Source organism: Streptomyces odontomachicola (genome assembly GCF_039605595.1).
Classification (GTDB): domain Bacteria; phylum Actinomycetota; class Actinomycetes; order Streptomycetales; family Streptomycetaceae; genus Streptomyces.
The window spans coordinates 43,003-58,607 of record NZ_JBCFOK010000002.1 but is presented as its reverse complement, the minus strand read 5'-3'; the positions used below and the strand labels follow the sequence as shown (position 1 = coordinate 58,607).

Here is a 15,605-nt window from a genome sequence, read left to right as displayed (position 1 = left end):
CCGGCGCTTCGGCTCACATTTCACGCTCGGCGGCGGCGATCAGGAAGTTGGGGAGGTGCACGTAGCTCTCGATGCCGCGGACGGTGGCCTGTGCCTCACGGGCCGCGCGGGCCGTGCGGGCCGCGCGGGCCGTGGCGGGGTCCAGCCCCGGCCCGGCCAGCTCGCGCAACCGGCAGGATCACCGGCCGGAGCATAGTGGGCCCGGCGCCGTGGCGTGAGGGTTCACGCGGCGCCGGGCCCACTGTGCAGTCGTGTCGGCTGCGGAACTCAGCGCCGCCCGCCGCCGCTGACCAGGCGGTAGATGCCCAGAACGATCAGCGAGCCGATGATGGCGGCGATCCACGTCGACAGGTGGAAGAACCCGTTGATGGAGTGCACCCCGAAGATCACCTTGCCGAGCCAGCCGCCCAGCAGACCGCCGACCACGCCGATCAGCATGGTGATCACGCATCCGCCCGGGTCCTTGCCCGGCATCAGCGCCTTGGCGATGGCACCGGCCAGCAGTCCGATCACGATCCACGCGATGATGCCCACAGCGACTCCTCCACTCACTTTGATTCCGACCATGATCGGGTGGTCCGCCCCGATCATGCCAAACATGCGTACCGCGCCATACGGGCACCCCGCGGCCTCGGGTTGGGCCGGATGGCGGTGCGGGGGAGAACGTCTGATGCCGTGACGGGTGAAACGGGACAGCAACCGCAGTAGCGATAAGGGAGCGCAACCGCGACTCAGGTCCACGCCATGGACGGGATACATGATCAAGCATTGGCTCGTGTACGCCTTCCTGAGCCGCATTCTGCGGCAGGGCGCTTGCCCTCCCCTACTGAAGTCGTGCCGTTTCATCCCCTCACCTACGCGAGGGGCTCCCCTGAAGGCGCGACCTGGCTAGCATTTCTCACAAGTCGCCTCACATGCAATTGCATACGGGATTGCGTGATCAAGGTAAGGCCCGGAGCAGCGCCCCGGGCCACTCACCTTGCCCCTGTGAGGCGTCGGACACGCATGAAATGAGGTCGGCATATGCAGTTCGACAACGGCGTTGCCGCGAGCATGATCCCTGGGGTCTCCTGGTCCAAGAGCACCGCCAGCGTGCGTGATGGGAATTGCGTGGAAGTCGCTGAACTTCCCGACGGAAGGATCGCCGTACGCAACTCCCGCTTCCCGGACGGACCTGCGCTGATCTATTCCCGCGAGGAGGTGGCGGCCTTCGTGACAGGTGTGAAGGACGAGGAGTTCGACCACTTGATCTCCTGAACCGCGGAATCTTCCACCATCGGAAGTTAAGATTCAGCGGACATGCGGATTCCCTCCTGCAAGACTGGCATAGTCCCGCTCGGTATGCCTCAACGGGAGTCCGCATGACCGCAGTTCCACAACCCGATGAGCCAGGTCTTGCTCCGGTGGCGCAACTTCCGGGCGCCAAACGCGAAGCAGCCTCACGGTTCCTCGGAGAACAGCTCCGCCAGCTGCGACAGGCCCGGGGGCTGTCCCTCAAAGATGTCGCGCCGGTGATCCGCGGTTCGATCTCCAAGATCAGTCGCATGGAGCGCGGGGAGAGCCCGCCCAAGGAGCGGGACGTCCTGGACCTTGCTCGGCACTACGGCGTCTCCGCCGAACAATACCGGGAGATCGAGTATCTGCTGAAACAGATCAGCGACGAAGCCTGGTATCAGCAGTACAGCGACGTTACCCCCGCCTTCCTCAGGCGCCTCATCGGGCTGGAGGGATCGGCGGAGGAGATCTCCACATACGAGAACAATGTGGTGCCTGGGATTCTCCAGATCAAGGACTATGCCCGCGCGCTGATCACAGCAGCCCTACCCGATTCCCCGAAGGAAGAGATCGAGCGCAAGACGGACATGCGGGCCCAGCGCAAAATGATGTTGAAAGGAAGCCACCCGAAAGTCAATGCCCTGCTCGATGAAGGTGTCCTGCGAAGGCCGGTGGGCGGCCCCAGTGTCATGTGCCAACAGCTTGAGTATCTACTCTTTGCAGCTCGTGTGCAGGGGGTGAACATACGAGTCATCGAGTTCGAGAACGGCGCCGCTGTCTCGCCGCCCCATCCGATCACTCACTTGAAATTCTTCGACGGCGGCCCCGCCGAACTCGTGTACATAGAGCACCTCACCAGCGCCACCTACCTGACGCGCCCCACCGAAGTGGATGCATACCGGCACGTACTCAACGAGCTGCGCTTCGCCGCCACGAAACGGGCGAACAGCGAGGAGATACTGGAGCGTGCTCTCCAGGAGTATCGCAATCGCTGCTGATCTGCCCTCACATCTCCGAGGCACGGACGCGAGCCAGACCGCCCCACTCCACCCAGTCGGTCGCTCGGCGCTCTTGAGGTGGGGGTGGGATATCCGGACGCCAGTCAAGAACATCGACCAGGCCCGGCTCGAGGATCTCGAGGCCCTCGAAGTACTGGCGAACTTCGTGCGGCTCGCGCACCCTGCCCCAGGTGTTGTGCGTCGCCCTGGCCATCAGATCAGTCACCCCCTCGCGCACCTGCCGATCGTCACTGACCAGTTGACAGATGACCATGAAGTCGCCCGGCGCAAGTCGATCTCTGACCCTCTTGACCACGGCTGCCGGCTCTCGGCCATCGCCGGTGTCCGGCAGGCAGTGCAACACGGAGACGAACAACGCCGCAGTCCGCCTGCCGGGCCGGATCAGGCGACACACTTCCGGATGGTCGAAAATTCTGTCCGTGTTGCGCATGTCCTCATCGATCACCGCGGTCAAGGAGTTCTCCTCCAGGGAGGTTCGCCCGTGCGCGAGGACGATGGGGTCGTTGTCGACATAGACGACTCGGCAGTGCCGATTGGACCGCTGGGCCACTTGGTGAACGTTGTTCTGTGTCGGCAGGCCGGAGCCGTGATCGAGGAACTGCTCGACGCCATACTCCTCGACGAGCGTACGCACCACGCGGACCAGGAAGTCCCGATTGTTCCTGGCCAGGGCTTGCGTGCTGGGCGCGATCTCCAACAGCTCGGCGCACGCATCGCGGTCCGACTGGTAATTTTCGACACCACCCAGCAGAAAGTCGTACATGCGAGACACACTGGGTGTTGCTACATCGATAGCCTGCGTCGGATATTTCTCCCCGCCCACATCGGCCCCCTCTTCCAGGCCCTGCTCGGGCCGCATGGAAAGAAGGAACCAATGGTAGAGAGGCCAGCCGTGAGCGCTCCAGTCCCCACGAGGGCTTACATCCGACCGAGGGGTGCAACTCCTCACTACCTGCGGGAGAAACAAACTCCCCATATGCTAGTCACTTCCTCTGTGCCTGCCCGGTAGGCACGTTCCAAAGTGATCAGCCAAGCACGGAGTGAGGCTCCTCTCTGCGGCACGTAAGCGCGCCCACACGGTGATGCGATCTACGCCCATCACGAATGCGGTCCGCGTGACGCTCAGTCCTAGCAGACGATGAAGCAGCAGCACATCGGCCTCTTCACGATCCAGAAGGCCATAGACAGCGCGAGCGGGTGGGTGCGCCGGACAACAGCAGCAACGGCGATCAACGACCCATCCGAGCAAGCGCCAAGCCACAGCCGCCGGGCAGGGACTGCGCAACACCCAATGCCAGTCCGCGCCCAACTGGGCAAGAACCGCGTCCACGATGCTTGCTGCAGCCTCATGGTCTCCGGTACGCAATTGGACGTAGCCGAGGTACGCGTCATGGTGTAGCTGGCAAAACGCCATATAGTCCAGCCGTGACTCAGCGGGCAGGGTCCGGCAGGGCGGCGGTAAGTGAGGCATGGGTTCTTCGAAAATTACGACCATGCTGTTTCTCCTTGCAGCACTGGTCTTGGGCAGTGGCTGGGGAACTCTCGAGGCTCGAATGGCGACAACGACAACTCAACGGTCGCCCGCCATTTCAAGATCGCACCCCGGGGCGGGGTCGGCGACGCCGCGTCCGGCCCCGCGCCAGAGCAACGCGAGACTGCTGCCTACTCGGGAATGACCGGCCGGGATCTGAGCACACGCTCGCATTTGTTGACGCTCCAGCGAGACCTGGCCGAGGCCTCGGTCACCCCCGCTGCGGAAGCAATGTCCCGCCAGGCCAGGCCATCCGCCCTGGCGTCGTATACCGCGGCGAAGACGTAGCAGCGAACCTCTTGCTCAATCAGATCAGCGAAGTGAAGGCGACGGTCCAGCGGCTCGTCACGGAGCTGGTATTCCGTCAGGCGAGCAGTGAGAACGTCCAGGTCGGCACTGATCGATCCCGCCTGCCGAGGCCCCTGTCTCCCCGCCTCGGCGGCTTGGCGCTCCCGTAGGCGTTGGGCGGCACGACGACATGCCGGCTCGCAGTAGTCCTTTCGCCGACCGGGACCGAAGCGCTGCGGAAATTTCTTTCCGCAGTGTGCGCATTCTGCTTCCTTCGGTGCCTCCATGATCCCCTCTCCGGCGGGGCGGCGGAAACCACCGCCCCGCCTCTGCGTCAGCTATGGCGGCGACGCAGCCAGCGGACACGGGAGCAGTGCACCGTTAAGGGCACAGTGGCCAGAAGTGAGCCGAGCACGGCCTCCGGCACGGGGTGCATCACCACGCAGACCACAAGGATGACCACCAGCACCACGACGAGACGCCCACATATCCTGATGCTCAGTGGGCCGAAACGGGTTTCTGGAGGCCGGGCTCCAGGCATACTAGTCCTGGAGAGAGCCGCGGACATGAGCACACGTCCCCGGCCTTTTCGGGTTGGCACAACGATCTCCTTTTCTTGGTGTTGTTGCCTTCAGGTGGCCCCGGGCTGACTCCCGGGGCCACTGCATGCCGTAGGTGATACGGCAGCAGCGGCTGCCACCGCGGTAAGGGTACAACTCCGGAAGCGATCGTTTACGGCTACTCAGAATTTCCTTAAAGTTCTCAATCCATGCAAGTCGACCTTGCAAAACTCGGCGACCGCCGCAGCGTCGCATCGCCAGAGACGAACCTTTAGATGTGAGCAGGGCCAGAATAGAAGTGACCAGTATTGATCCCTCCATCTGCACTCGTGCACCTTGAGCGCATTGCACCCTCGTCAGGGTTGTCGCGCACCTGCCAGAACACGGCGACAAGAATGTCACTTTGCAGGCCCCAAAAGGATTACGCGCGAAACCCTCATCGCGCCTGCAGCTGACACGAAAACAAAGAGGAGAGCGATACTCCGCTTCAGCTGCAAGAACACATGCAAGGAAAGCGAATTCCCTAAAGCGAATATTGAAGAACGCGTACCCGAGAGTGCGCACTCCAGCTCAACTCGAGATAGCAGTAGGCGCTTGATGCGAAGTCGCAAGCGCTCACAGCATGCTGTCCAGCGGTACGGGCATCGGCCTCTCAGCTGAACCCACGTCACAGCTACCCCGCTGCGGAGTCCGAGGCCAACGCCCACAACTAGCGCCGAGAAACAGCGAGCCAGGGCATCCGCCCCTCAAGCGAACGCAGCCATCACCCCCGCCGCCAACGCCGCCCGCTCCGTCATCCCGCTCACGCTCACGTGCTCGTCGCGCGCGTGGGCGCCGCCTCCGACCGCGCCCAGGCCGTCGAGTACGGGGGTGCCGGCGGCGAGTACGAAGTTGCCGTCGCTCGCGCCGCCCACCGCCGTTTCCCGCAGGTCGAGGCCGAGGGGTGCGGCGCAGGCGCGGGCGATGGAGTAGAGCTGCGCTACGCCGTCGGTGCGTTCGAAGACCGGGCGGTTCCAGGCGCCGCCCAGCTTCAGCGTCGTACGCGGGTCGGCGGGGGCGAGGGCGTTCAACGCGGCGTCCACGCGGGCGCGTTCGGCGTCCGTCGCCACCCGGATGTCCAGGTGCGCGACGGCCTGACCTGCGGTGACGTTGCTGCGGGTGCCGCCGTGCAGGACGCCGACGTTGACGGTGGTTCCGGCTGCGGGGTCGGCGATGTCCTCGAGGGCGCGTACCTGCTGGGCGATCTCGTTGATCGCGCTCGCTCCCCGTTCCGGGTCGAGCCCGGCGTGCGCCTCCTCGCCGCGCACGCTCAGGGTGAAGAGCCCCACGCCCTTACGGGTCGTCTTCACCGCGCCCTCCGCGCTCGCCTCGAAGACCAGCGCGGCGCCGGCCGTGCGCGCCTCGGCGGTGATGATCTCCTCGGAGGCCGGACTACCGGTCTCCTCATCGCCGTTGAGCAGCAGCGTGCAGGGCGGAGTCGGCAGGCCCAGCGCGGCGAGCGCGCGCAGCGCCCACACCGCCTGGACGAGCCCGGCCTTCATGTCGAAGACGCCGGGGCCGGTGATGCGGTCGCCTTCGCGGTGATACGGCCACTCCGCGAGGGTTCCGGTGGGCCAGACGGTGTCGTAGTGGCCAAGAAGCAGCAGTGGTACGGGACTTGTCCCCTCACCGCCACCACCCCCACCACGAGCACCCTCACCCGCGCCGGTCCCCGCGTACCGCCACACCAGAACGTCCCCCGCCCCGTCCCGCGCATGCACCTCCTCGCTGACGGGCGCACCGATCGAGGTGTCCAGCGAGGTGTCGAGCCAGCCGCGCAGCCAGGTGAGGCAGGTGGCGAGGGAGTCCTCGTCCTCGCTGGAGCTCTCGTGCGCGGTGTAGGCGGCGAGGTCGTCGGCCATCGCCTCGCGGTGATCGTCCAGCCAGTCGCGTACGGCCGTGGCCTGGGCGTCGGTGAGGGCGGGGGCGGCGGGCAGCCGGGCCAGGGCGTCGAGGTGGTCCAGGCGGGTCTCGGACATGCCGGAGGGGTCGTGTTCGAGTTCGCGGAGCCCGTCCAGTACGGCACTCAACACCGGTGTACGCAGGCCGAGTTGAGCCGCCTGGGCGATCACGGGCTCGTAGTGGGCGGTCACTTCGACGGGGCGGCGGCGTACGGCGAGGTCGCGCCAGATGCCGCTGCGGTCCTTGGGCTGCGTGCGCAGCCAGGCGGTCAGCCGGTCGCAGGCGGCATCCCGTACGGCCGGGTCGTCCCCCGCGGCGCTGCTTCCCGGCCGGAACGCGGGCGCGTCGAAGGCGTCGAAGCGCTCCAGCCGCACACCGTGCGCGTCGGCCACCGCGTACACCTCGGCCGCCAGCGCGTACATCGCCGGCCGGTGACGGTCGATCAGCTCGGCCATGGGGGCGTCGGCCAGGGCGGTCGCGGAGAGCATGGCGCCGAAGGCGGCCTTGGCCCAGAGGTAGCCCTCGACGTTGTCCGAGGCCCGGCAGGGGCCCCAGGCTTGCAGGTCACGGACGAGTTCCCGTACGCGCGGTGAAACGGGCGCACCACCGGGCTCGCCGATGACGAAGGCGCCCGCTCCCCCGTCGCGTACGACGCCGGGCGCGTGCACGTCGGCGAAGATGTTGACGAAGGCGGCGAGGATGCGGTCGTCGCCGATGTGCCGGGCGATCAGCTCCTCGTTGAAGCCGTTCTGTACGGAGACGACGTAACCGTCGGGCGCCAGGCGCGGGGCGATCCAGCGCATGGCCGCCTCGGTGGCCTGGGCCTTGACGCTGAGCAGTACGCGTCGCAGCTCAGGCCCCCGGTACGTGTCGGGAGTGGCCGCGTCCAGCCGTACGGTGTCGCGTTCCTCCCCGCGCAGGATGGTCAACCCGTCGGCGCGGATGGCCTCCACATGCTCGGCGTCGGCATCGACCACGCTCACGTCGTGCCCGGCCGCAGCGAGGCTGTGCGCCAGGGTCCCGCCGATCGCTCCGGCACCGACGATGGTGTAGGCGGGGGTGTCGTCGCCGGTCATGCGTGGTGTCCCTTCGTGCCAGGTGCTCCGTCGGCTCCGCTCTCGCCCTCCGGCGGCCACGACCGCGGCAGGTGGGACGCGCCCGTGCCGCTTCCCCCGTCCACCCGCAGGATCTCCCCCGTGATCCAGGCCGCCTCCTCGCTCGCCAGCCAGCGGACGGCGCGGGCGATGTCCTCGGGGGTGCCCGGGCGGCCCAGGGGGTTGACGGAGACGGCGGCGGCGTAACCCTCGCTTACGCGGTTGCAGTCGCTGGCCACGGGGATGAAGCCGGGGCTCACGGCGTTCACGCGGATTCCCAGAGGGCCGAACTCGAGGGCCGCGGCGCGGGTGGCCATTTCCAGGGCCGCCTTGGACGCGGCGTACGGACCACCCCCGGGGCGGGCGCGCAACGCGGCGCCGGAGGAGATGTTGACCACCGAGGCCGGGCGTGACTCCGCCGAGGCCAGGCGGGCGAGCTCGGCCGTGGCCAGGGCCGGGGCGCGGGTGTTGAGGGCGAAGATCCGGTCCCAGGCGGCGGCCGTGAGCTGGTCCATGTCCAGCGACGGGTAGATGCCCGCGGCGTTGACCAGGATGTCCACGGGGCCGTGGCCGTTCCAGGCCGCGCCGACCGCGTGCGCCGGGCCCTCGGCTGTGGCGAGGTCGAGCACGTGGTGGTGCGCGCCCAGCGGTGCGGCGACCTCCGGGAGCCGGGAGTCGATGTCGACCAGCGTGAGGCGGACGCCGGGCTCGGCGCAGTGCGTGGCGAAGTGCGCGACGAAGTGTTCCGCGATGGCCCGCCCGATCCCGCTCGCGGCCCCGGTGATGAGCACATGCCTCATCAGACGAACTCCTTGTCCTTCGTCTCCGGCATCGTCAGATACACCACCAGCGAGAGCAGCGCCGCGCCGGACACGTACATCCACAGCTTGTCGGCGTGCCCGGACTCGCTCATCCACGTGGTGACGTACGGAGCCGCGCCCCCGAACACGGCGACGGCCAGCGCGTACGGCAGGGCGATGCCGGTGGCGCGCACCTCGGGCGGGAACTGCTCGGCCATGACCACCGCGCAGTTCGCCGAGTAGCCCAGAATCAGCAGCATTCCGGTCAGTTGGACCAGGAAAAGCGTCAGAAAGCTGTCATCGAGGAGGTGCAGCATGGGCCAGGACAGGACGACGAAGCCCCCGGCGAAGCCGGTCATCGTCGGCCTGCGCCCCCACCGGTCGGAGAGCAGCCCCGCGAAGGGCAGCAGCACGACGAAGACGATCAGGCAGAGCGTCTGGGACAGCAGCGCGCGCTCCAGCGGGATGCCGGTGGTCAGATTGGCATACGTGGGCAGGTAGTTGACCCAGATGTAGTACGTGAGGGTCCCGGCGACGGTGATGCCCACGACGCGCAGCGCGGCGCCGGGGTGCTCCTTGAACATGGCCGCGAGCGGGTTCCTCCGCACCCGCTGACCTGCCACGTCGGCCTGCTGGGCCTGCTGGGCCCGATGCGCCTGCGCGCGTGCGAAGGACGCGGTGTCCTCCACACTCACCCGCAGCCACAGCCCCACGAGCCCGAGCAGCCCGCCGAGCACGAACGCGGCCCGCCAGCCCCACGCGTGCAGCGCCTCCTCGCCGAGCAGCGAGGTGAAGAGCGTGCCGAGCAGGGAGGCGATCAGTACGCCGCCGCCGACCGACACCTGCTGCCAGGACCCGGCGAAGGCCCGGCGCCCGGGCGCGGCCGACTCCACGAGGAAGGCGGAGGAGGAGCCGAACTCGCCGCCCGCAGAGAACCCTTGGACCAGCCGCGCGACCAGCAGGATCAGCGGCGCGGCCAGTCCGATCGCCCCGTACCCCGGCGTGAGGGCGATGAGGAAACCGGAGCCCGCCATCAGGCCGATCGTGAGGGTCAGGCCCTTCTTGCGGCCCTTGCGGTCGGCGTAGGCGCCCAGTACGGCCGCGCCCACGGGCCGCACCACGAAGCCGACGGCGAAGACCGCGAGCGTGGAGAGCAGCGCGGCGGCGCCGTCGCCGCGGGGGAAGAACACATCGGATATGACCTTGGCGAAGATGGAGTAGAGCGCCCAGTCCACCCACTCGACGGTGTTGCCGATCGTTCCGGCCACGATGGCCTTGCGCTGGGCCGGCGTCAGTCTGTGGGGTGCGGCGGTGGCGGATCTGGGTGCCGTGTCGGTTTCGGTGCGCACGAGGCGGGGGTCCTCGCTTCCTGGGTGAGATCCGGGCGAGATGAGGGGGCGGCGGCCTCAGCCGTGCGTACGGCGGCAGTGCTCGGCGATGTCGCGGTGCGTGGCGAACCACAGCCCGTCGTGGCCCGCGATGTAGCTCAGCAGCTCGTCGAGAACGGCGATCCGCGACCGGTGCCCGATGATGTGCGGGTGCAATGTGAGCTGGAACATTCCGCCGGCCGCATACGCCGCGTCGAACTCGTCCCGCCAGATGCGCAGCACGTCGCGCGGCGCGATGTAGGGCCGCAGCGAGGCGTAGCGCTCCATCATGAAGTACGGGGCGTCGTCGCGGATCCACTCCACGGGGATCTCCACGACGCCGGTCTCCTCGCCGTCCTCGAGGAGTTCGTACGGCTCGTCGTCGGCCATCAGCGAGGAGTCGTACAGCAGCCCCATCTCCCGGGTGATGCCCAGGGTGTACGGGGAGAAGTCCCAGCTCGGGGTGCGGATGCCGACCGGGCGCACGCCGCTGACCTGCTCCAGCGTGGCGGCCGAGCGCAGTTGCAGCTCGCGCTCGGTCTCGGCGGTGAGCTGGGTGTTGCGTTCGTGAATCCAGCCGTGGATGGCGAGTTCGTGCCCGGCCTTCACGTACGCCTTGGCCTCCTGCGGGCGCAGCAGCGCGCACACCGCGGGCATGAAGAAGCTCGCGGGGACGCGGTGCCGCTCCAGCAGGTCCAGGATCCGGGGTACGGCGACGCGCGCCCCGTACTCGCCCTGGGCCAGCTTGGCCGGGGTGGTGTGCCCGTCGCGCAGCGCGGGCGTCTCGTGGTCGGAGTCGAAGGAGAAGGCGACGGCGCAGCGGGCGCCGTCGGGCCAGGTGCGCGGGGCCAGCGAGCGTCCGGCCCGTACGTGTTCGACGTGCCCGCGCCACTCCGACTCGGGCCACTCCCAGGGCTGTTGTTCGCTGTGCGCCACGAGGTCTCCGTTCTCCCGAGAGAGGGCTGTGCAGGGTGTCGTCGCCACCCTTGTGCGGTGCGACGGCGCGGCCCATAGTGGCTTTCCCCTGTGCAGCGGCCCGGAGAATCGATGGATAACGCCTCTGGAAATCGCAGCGTGAAGGATTCCGCCGCGAAGCCCGGCGGGACCGACAAGATCGGCAAGACCGGGGAGACCGGCTTGGATGAAGCCGGGCGGGGCGAGACCGAGTTGGACGAGACCGGCCTCGCGCTCGCGCACGCGCTCCAGATCGCCCCGCGCGCCCCCTGGACGCTGGTCGGCGAGGTGCTGGGCCTGAGCGCGGTGACCGCAGCGCGGCGCTGGGCACGCATCTCGCGGCGCGGCGCCGCGTGGGTGACGGCCACCGGGAGTCCCGCTCAATGGCGGTCGATGTGCAATGCGTTCGTCACCGTCGACTGCGAACCCGCTGCCCGGGGCGAGGTCGCACAGGCGCTGGCCCGCGATCCGCGTACCAAGTCGGTCATGGAGCTGGCCAGCGGCCGCGACATCCACGCGAACGTCATCACCCGCGACCTGCTGGGGCTCTCCCGCTTCGTCCTGGACCAGGTGAGCCGCCTGCCGGGCGTCGTACGGGTCACCACCCAGGTCAGCACGCGCATCCTGGTGGCCGGGAGCGACTGGCGTCTGGACGCGCTCTCCCGCCCGCAGCAGCTCAGGCTCCAGGCGTCCGCTGGCGACCCCCACGGGCCGCTCCCCGTGCCGGGACCGCTGTCGGCGCAGGACCGCCGGCTGCTGCTCGCCCTCGCTGCGGACGGCCGTGCACCCGTCACCGAGCTGGCCGGGAGGCTGGGCGCGAGCCAGAGCGCGGTACGCCGCCGGCTCACCCGGCTGGAGCGCTCGGGCTCGGTGGCCTACCGCTGCGAGGTGTCCCAGAACATCACCGGCTGGCCCGTCACCTCCGTCCTGTGGGCGCGCGCTCCCGTCGCGCGCATGCAGCAGGTGCGCGGGCAGTTGAGCCGCATGCCGGAGGTGCGGCTGATGACCGCCACGAGCGGGCAGACGAACGTGCTGCTCAGCACGTGGCTGCACTCCGTGGACGCCGCCTTGGACCTGGCGGCCCGCATCGGCGCCGAGTGCCCGGAGCTGGAGATCGCCGACCACGCGATCGTGCTGCGTACGGTGAAGCGGCAGGGGTGGATCCTGGACGAGCTGGGGCGCGGCGTCCGGTGCGTGCCGATCGATCCGTGGTGCGAGGCGACGGAGGTGGCGGGGGCGGAGGGCGCGCCCGACCTCGCTCAGTCCGTCGAACCCGCCGTTCCCGCCGTGTAGTTGGCGGCCAGGAGGGTCAGCTCCTCGATCAGTTCCTCGCGGCGTATGGCGGGGCGGTCGAGGACCCAGCGGACGCTCAGCGCCTCCATCGCGGAGACCAGCACCCAGGAGCGGGTGGCTCCGCGCCGCGTGCCGGGGGCGCGGCCGGCGAGGTAGGCCGAGCCCAACTCCTGGATGCGGCGCCGGAGATTCTGCAGGTGCTCCTCGCTGTAGGCGGGCGGAACCTCCTCGACCACAACGCGAAGGAGTCGCGATTCCCGCTCCAGCGCGGACAGCAGCGCCTCGATCGCGTTCGGTATCAAGTGCTCGGGCGGCTCGGTGAGATGGTCAGCCAGCGAGGCCGCGACGCGGTCGCCCAGCTCCGCCCAGTAGCGCTCCATGAGGACGGTGAGCAGCTCGTCCTTGTTGCGGAAATACTGATAGAGGGAGCCCGGGCTGATGCCCGCCTCCTCGGCGACCCGGGTGGTCGCGAAGCGCGCGTATCCGTCGCGCGCGAGCACCGCCCTCCCCGCCTCGACGATCCGCTCCACCATCTGCCGCGAGCGCTCCTGCCGGGGTGCCTTCCGCATACGCGAATTGTATGCGAATAATCCCTCGCGTTAGAACGGACGTATGACGCAGAGCAGCGAGGCACGTGCGGCCGACCGCTCCCCCGACCGCGCTCCCGGGAGCGTTCCGGGCCGCTTCCCCACCCGCTTCCGGGAGGCGGAGGCGCGCGGCCGCAGGATCGCCCGCGCGCTCTTCCTCTTCGCCGACATCGACAAGGACGTCGACGAGGCCCTCATGGAGCGCCTGGGCGCCGCCCTCCTCGAACGCGACGAGCTGGGCGCCTCCCTCGCCGAGGCCGTGCGGCTGCCCGCGGGCGACCCGGGCCGGGTCACGCACGCGCAGATCACCGAGGCCCTGCGCGCGGCCCCCGATCTGCCAGGGGATCTGCCGCCCGCGCTGCGCGAGTTCCTGGACCACGCGACGACCGTGCCCGAGTGGGTGGACTGGGAGCGCATCGAGCGCGGCGCCGCCGCGTACCGCTACCTGGGCCGCAACAGCGGCGACGTCCTCACCCTGCTCTCCCTCGTCGGCGGCTACCGCTTCGGCGGCCCGGCCGACCTGCTCGTGCTGACCGGCGGCCTGTCCGGCGGGGAGGCGCTGCGGCGCCTGGGCGAGACGACCAAGTGGTCGCACGCCGTCACCCGTTCCGGCGGGCTGCGGCCCGGCGCCGAGGGCTGGCGCCTGACGGTGCACGTACGGGCCATGCACGCGCTGGTCAACGCGCGTTTCGCGCCGCGCTGGGACACCGCGCGCTGGGGTCTCCCGATCAACCAGGCCGACCAGGCGGGCACGCTCGGCCTCTTCGACGCGACCGTGATCGCCGGCTGCCTCGGGCTCGGGGTGCCGCTGACCCGCCGTCAGCGCGCCGATCTCATGCACCTGTGGCGGTACGTGGGCCGGCTGATGGGCGTCGCGCCGGAGTGGCTGACCGACGTGGAGAACGTACGGCACCGGCTGAACCACCACGTGCTGCTAGCCGCGGGCGCGCAGACCCAGGCCGGGCGCGACCTGGCCCGCCGCACCATGGACGCGCAGGCCGAACGCGACTTCGGGCACGCCGCCCCGGCGCTCGAACGCCTGCACCAACGCTACGAGCGCGCCCGCCAGTTGAGCCTCCTCACCGCCTTCATGGGCCTCTCCGGCATGCGCGAGCTGGGCCTCCGCCCCCGCCTCCCGTGGGCCCTGGCCCAGTCCCTCGCCATCAACACCCTCCGCTACCGCCTGCTCGGCGCACTCCCCGGCGGCCGCCGACGCCTGGAACGGCACGGAGCGCGCGTACAGGACTGCCAGCTCGCGTCGATGTTCCACGGGGAGGCGGCGGAGGTGGGGCGGCTGCCGGGGGCGGAGGGGGTTTCCTGAGGGGCCCGTTGTGCGTGGTCAGCTCGTTTTCTTCGCGAGTTCGGCGAGGAACTGCGGCATGCGGCCCGCGCCGAAGTCGTAGAACCGCGCCCACTGCGGCTCCACCGCGATGCGTGCCATCCGGTCGTACATGGCGCGGCAATTCCGCTCGAATTCTGCCGCGTACTCGGCGTCGAAGTTCTTGCGCGCGGCCGCGAGGTATTCCGGTACCACCCCGTCGACGATGGTCAGGTGCGCGACGCCGCGCACCGACAGCGTTTTGGCCGAGCCGGGACTGTCGCCCGCGTCGATGGTCAGGGCGACCTCCGGGCGCGTGGACAGCGCCTTCACCTTGGGCGCCGTGGCCGCGGTGGACATGACGATCTCCTCGCCGGTCCAGAAGATCCCGATCGGGACGACGCGCGGCAGCCCGTCGAGCCCGTTGTACGCCAGCCGCGCCATGGAGGCCTGGCTCAACAGCGCACCGGCATCGGCCAGTTCCTGCGCGATCTGCTCGGAGTCCATGATCTGGCTCGCCTCTCCCACTCCTGGTAGGACTGGTGCTGGTAGGGCCGTTCCTCGTAGCGCTGCTCCTAGTAGGACTGCAATTCCACCAACGTCCCGTCCGGGGAGCGCAGGTGGGCCGTACGCAGATTCGGCCCCCACTCCGGGCGGTCGCGGGGCTCGGTGACGGTTACGGCGCCGTGTCCCGCGAGGCGGTGCGCGGCGTCGTCCACGTCGGTCACGCGCAGGACCAGCATCGCGGCGTCCTGCGCACGCGCGGCGGCCGGCAGCGCGTCGGTGCCGACGGCCTCGGCGAGGGCGCGGCGGGAGAAGAGGACGAGCAGGGTCCCGCCGTCCAGGTCCCAGTTCGCGTACCCGGCCGCGGGGATGACCTTGACGGGCTCGATGCCCAGCACATCGCGCAGCGCGTCGGTCCAGAAGCGGGCCGCGCCGTCGAAGTCCTCGACGAGCAGCCGCGGGTAGAGGGCGTCCATGCGCCGGATCCTAGCCGGGGAGGGGCACGGGCGAGCCCCGGCCGGAAGATCTCGGGCGGCGAAAAGCAATGGCGATCCCGCGCGCCCTCCCGGCATTCTGTCCGCATGCTCATCAGGGAAGCCGGCACCACCGACTGGACGGCCATCTGGCCCTTCTTCCACGAGATCGTCGCCGCGGGCGAGACCTTCACCTTTCCGCCCGGGCTCACGCAGGAGCAGGGCCGCGACTGGTGGTTGCTGCCGGCCCCGGACCGTACGGTCGTCGCTCTCGACGAAACCGGAGCGGTCCAGGGCACGGCCAAGATGAACGCCAACCACATGGGCAACGGCTCGCACATCGCGAGCGCCAGCTACATGGTCGACCCGGCGCATTCCGGAAAGGGCGTGGGCAGGGCGCTGTGCGAGTACACGCTGGAATGGGCGCGCGAGGCCGGATTCCGGGCGATGCAATTCAACGCGGTCGTCGAGACGAATACGCATGCCGTCCAGCTCTACCGTTCCCTCGGATTCGAGGTGCTGGGCACACTCCCGGAAGGCTTCCGGCATCCGACGAAGGGTTACGTCGGGCTGCACATCATGCACCGCGCCCTGTGACGCC

General features: G+C 69.1%; 15 protein-coding genes. 5 read left to right on the top strand and 10 right to left on the bottom strand.

The window, feature by feature from the left end; translation table 11 throughout:
* Positions 1-13: 13 nt before the first annotated feature.
* Positions 14-169: a hypothetical protein gene (locus ABEE00_RS02965; protein WP_345743605.1), complete on the bottom strand. Its 156-nt coding sequence runs from the start codon at positions 167-169 to the stop codon at positions 14-16.
* Positions 170-267: 98 nt separating this feature from the next.
* A complete protein-coding gene (locus ABEE00_RS02960; protein WP_345743604.1) occupies positions 268-534 on the bottom strand; it encodes a GlsB/YeaQ/YmgE family stress response membrane protein in 267 nt (88 codons plus the stop codon).
* Between the two features lie 489 nt (positions 535-1,023).
* On the opposite strand from ABEE00_RS02960, the gene ABEE00_RS02955 reads away from it, so the two are divergent.
* Positions 1,024-1,257 carry a DUF397 domain-containing protein gene (locus ABEE00_RS02955; protein WP_345743603.1) on the top strand — a complete coding sequence of 78 codons (234 nt, stop codon included), beginning with the start codon at positions 1,024-1,026 and terminating at the stop codon, positions 1,255-1,257.
* Positions 1,258-1,361: 104 nt separating this feature from the next.
* Positions 1,362-2,273, top strand: coding sequence for a helix-turn-helix domain-containing protein (locus ABEE00_RS02950; RefSeq protein WP_345743602.1), 912 nt, complete (start codon positions 1,362-1,364; stop codon positions 2,271-2,273).
* Between the two features lie 7 nt (positions 2,274-2,280).
* Here the strand turns inward: ABEE00_RS02950 and ABEE00_RS02945 are convergent, their stop codons facing one another.
* The 5 genes from ABEE00_RS02945 to ABEE00_RS02925 all read right to left on the bottom strand — a co-directional run bounded on the left by ABEE00_RS02945 (position 2,281) and on the right by ABEE00_RS02925 (position 10,811).
* Positions 2,281-3,153 (bottom strand): SAM-dependent methyltransferase, encoded by an 873-nt coding sequence (locus ABEE00_RS02945; protein ID WP_345743601.1) that lies wholly within the window; start codon positions 3,151-3,153, stop codon positions 2,281-2,283.
* Between the two features lie 2,266 nt (positions 3,154-5,419).
* Complete coding sequence (locus tag ABEE00_RS02940) at positions 5,420-7,690, bottom strand: 2-dehydropantoate 2-reductase (RefSeq protein WP_345743600.1); 2,271 nt, start codon at positions 7,688-7,690, stop codon at positions 5,420-5,422.
* On the bottom strand, positions 7,687-8,508 hold the full coding sequence (locus ABEE00_RS02935; protein WP_345743599.1) for an SDR family NAD(P)-dependent oxidoreductase: 822 nt from the start codon (positions 8,506-8,508) through the stop codon (positions 7,687-7,689). The genes ABEE00_RS02940 and ABEE00_RS02935 overlap by 4 nt, the downstream gene beginning before the upstream one ends.
* Complete coding sequence (locus tag ABEE00_RS02930; protein ID WP_345743598.1) at positions 8,508-9,857, bottom strand: MFS transporter; 1,350 nt, start codon at positions 9,855-9,857, stop codon at positions 8,508-8,510. Before ABEE00_RS02930 ends, ABEE00_RS02935 begins: the two co-directional genes overlap by 1 nt.
* Before the next feature lie 57 nt (positions 9,858-9,914).
* Entirely contained in the window at positions 9,915-10,811 is an 897-nt protein-coding gene (locus tag ABEE00_RS02925) for a polysaccharide deacetylase family protein (protein WP_345743597.1), read from the bottom strand.
* 138 nt (positions 10,812-10,949) lie between these two features.
* Between ABEE00_RS02925 and ABEE00_RS02920 the strand changes: the two genes are divergently transcribed.
* Positions 10,950-12,122 carry an Lrp/AsnC family transcriptional regulator gene (locus ABEE00_RS02920; RefSeq protein ID WP_345743596.1) on the top strand — a complete coding sequence of 391 codons (1,173 nt, stop codon included), beginning with the start codon at positions 10,950-10,952 and terminating at the stop codon, positions 12,120-12,122.
* Here ABEE00_RS02920 and ABEE00_RS02915 read toward each other — a convergent pair.
* Positions 12,089-12,691, bottom strand: a complete 603-nt coding sequence (locus ABEE00_RS02915; protein ID WP_345743595.1) for a TetR/AcrR family transcriptional regulator — start codon at positions 12,689-12,691, stop codon at positions 12,089-12,091. The two genes, ABEE00_RS02920 and ABEE00_RS02915, sit on opposite strands and share 34 nt — an antisense overlap.
* Before the next feature lie 43 nt (positions 12,692-12,734).
* On the opposite strand from ABEE00_RS02915, the gene ABEE00_RS02910 reads away from it, so the two are divergent.
* Complete coding sequence (locus ABEE00_RS02910; protein WP_345743594.1) at positions 12,735-14,030, top strand: oxygenase MpaB family protein; 1,296 nt, start codon at positions 12,735-12,737, stop codon at positions 14,028-14,030.
* Positions 14,031-14,048: 18 nt separating this feature from the next.
* Here the strand turns inward: ABEE00_RS02910 and ABEE00_RS02905 are convergent, their stop codons facing one another.
* Together ABEE00_RS02905 and ABEE00_RS02900 are read right to left on the bottom strand one after the other, a co-directional pair.
* Entirely contained in the window at positions 14,049-14,534 is a 486-nt protein-coding gene (locus ABEE00_RS02905) for a pyridoxamine 5'-phosphate oxidase family protein (protein WP_345743593.1), read from the bottom strand.
* Positions 14,535-14,602: 68 nt separating this feature from the next.
* The gene (locus tag ABEE00_RS02900; protein WP_345743592.1) at positions 14,603-15,007 is read right to left on the bottom strand and encodes a VOC family protein; all 405 of its coding nucleotides are present in this window, start codon (positions 15,005-15,007) and stop codon (positions 14,603-14,605) included.
* Between the two features lie 105 nt (positions 15,008-15,112).
* On the opposite strand from ABEE00_RS02900, the gene ABEE00_RS02895 reads away from it, so the two are divergent.
* Positions 15,113-15,601 carry a GNAT family N-acetyltransferase gene (locus ABEE00_RS02895; protein ID WP_345743591.1) on the top strand — a complete coding sequence of 163 codons (489 nt, stop codon included), beginning with the start codon at positions 15,113-15,115 and terminating at the stop codon, positions 15,599-15,601.
* Positions 15,602-15,605: the final 4 nt, after the last annotated feature.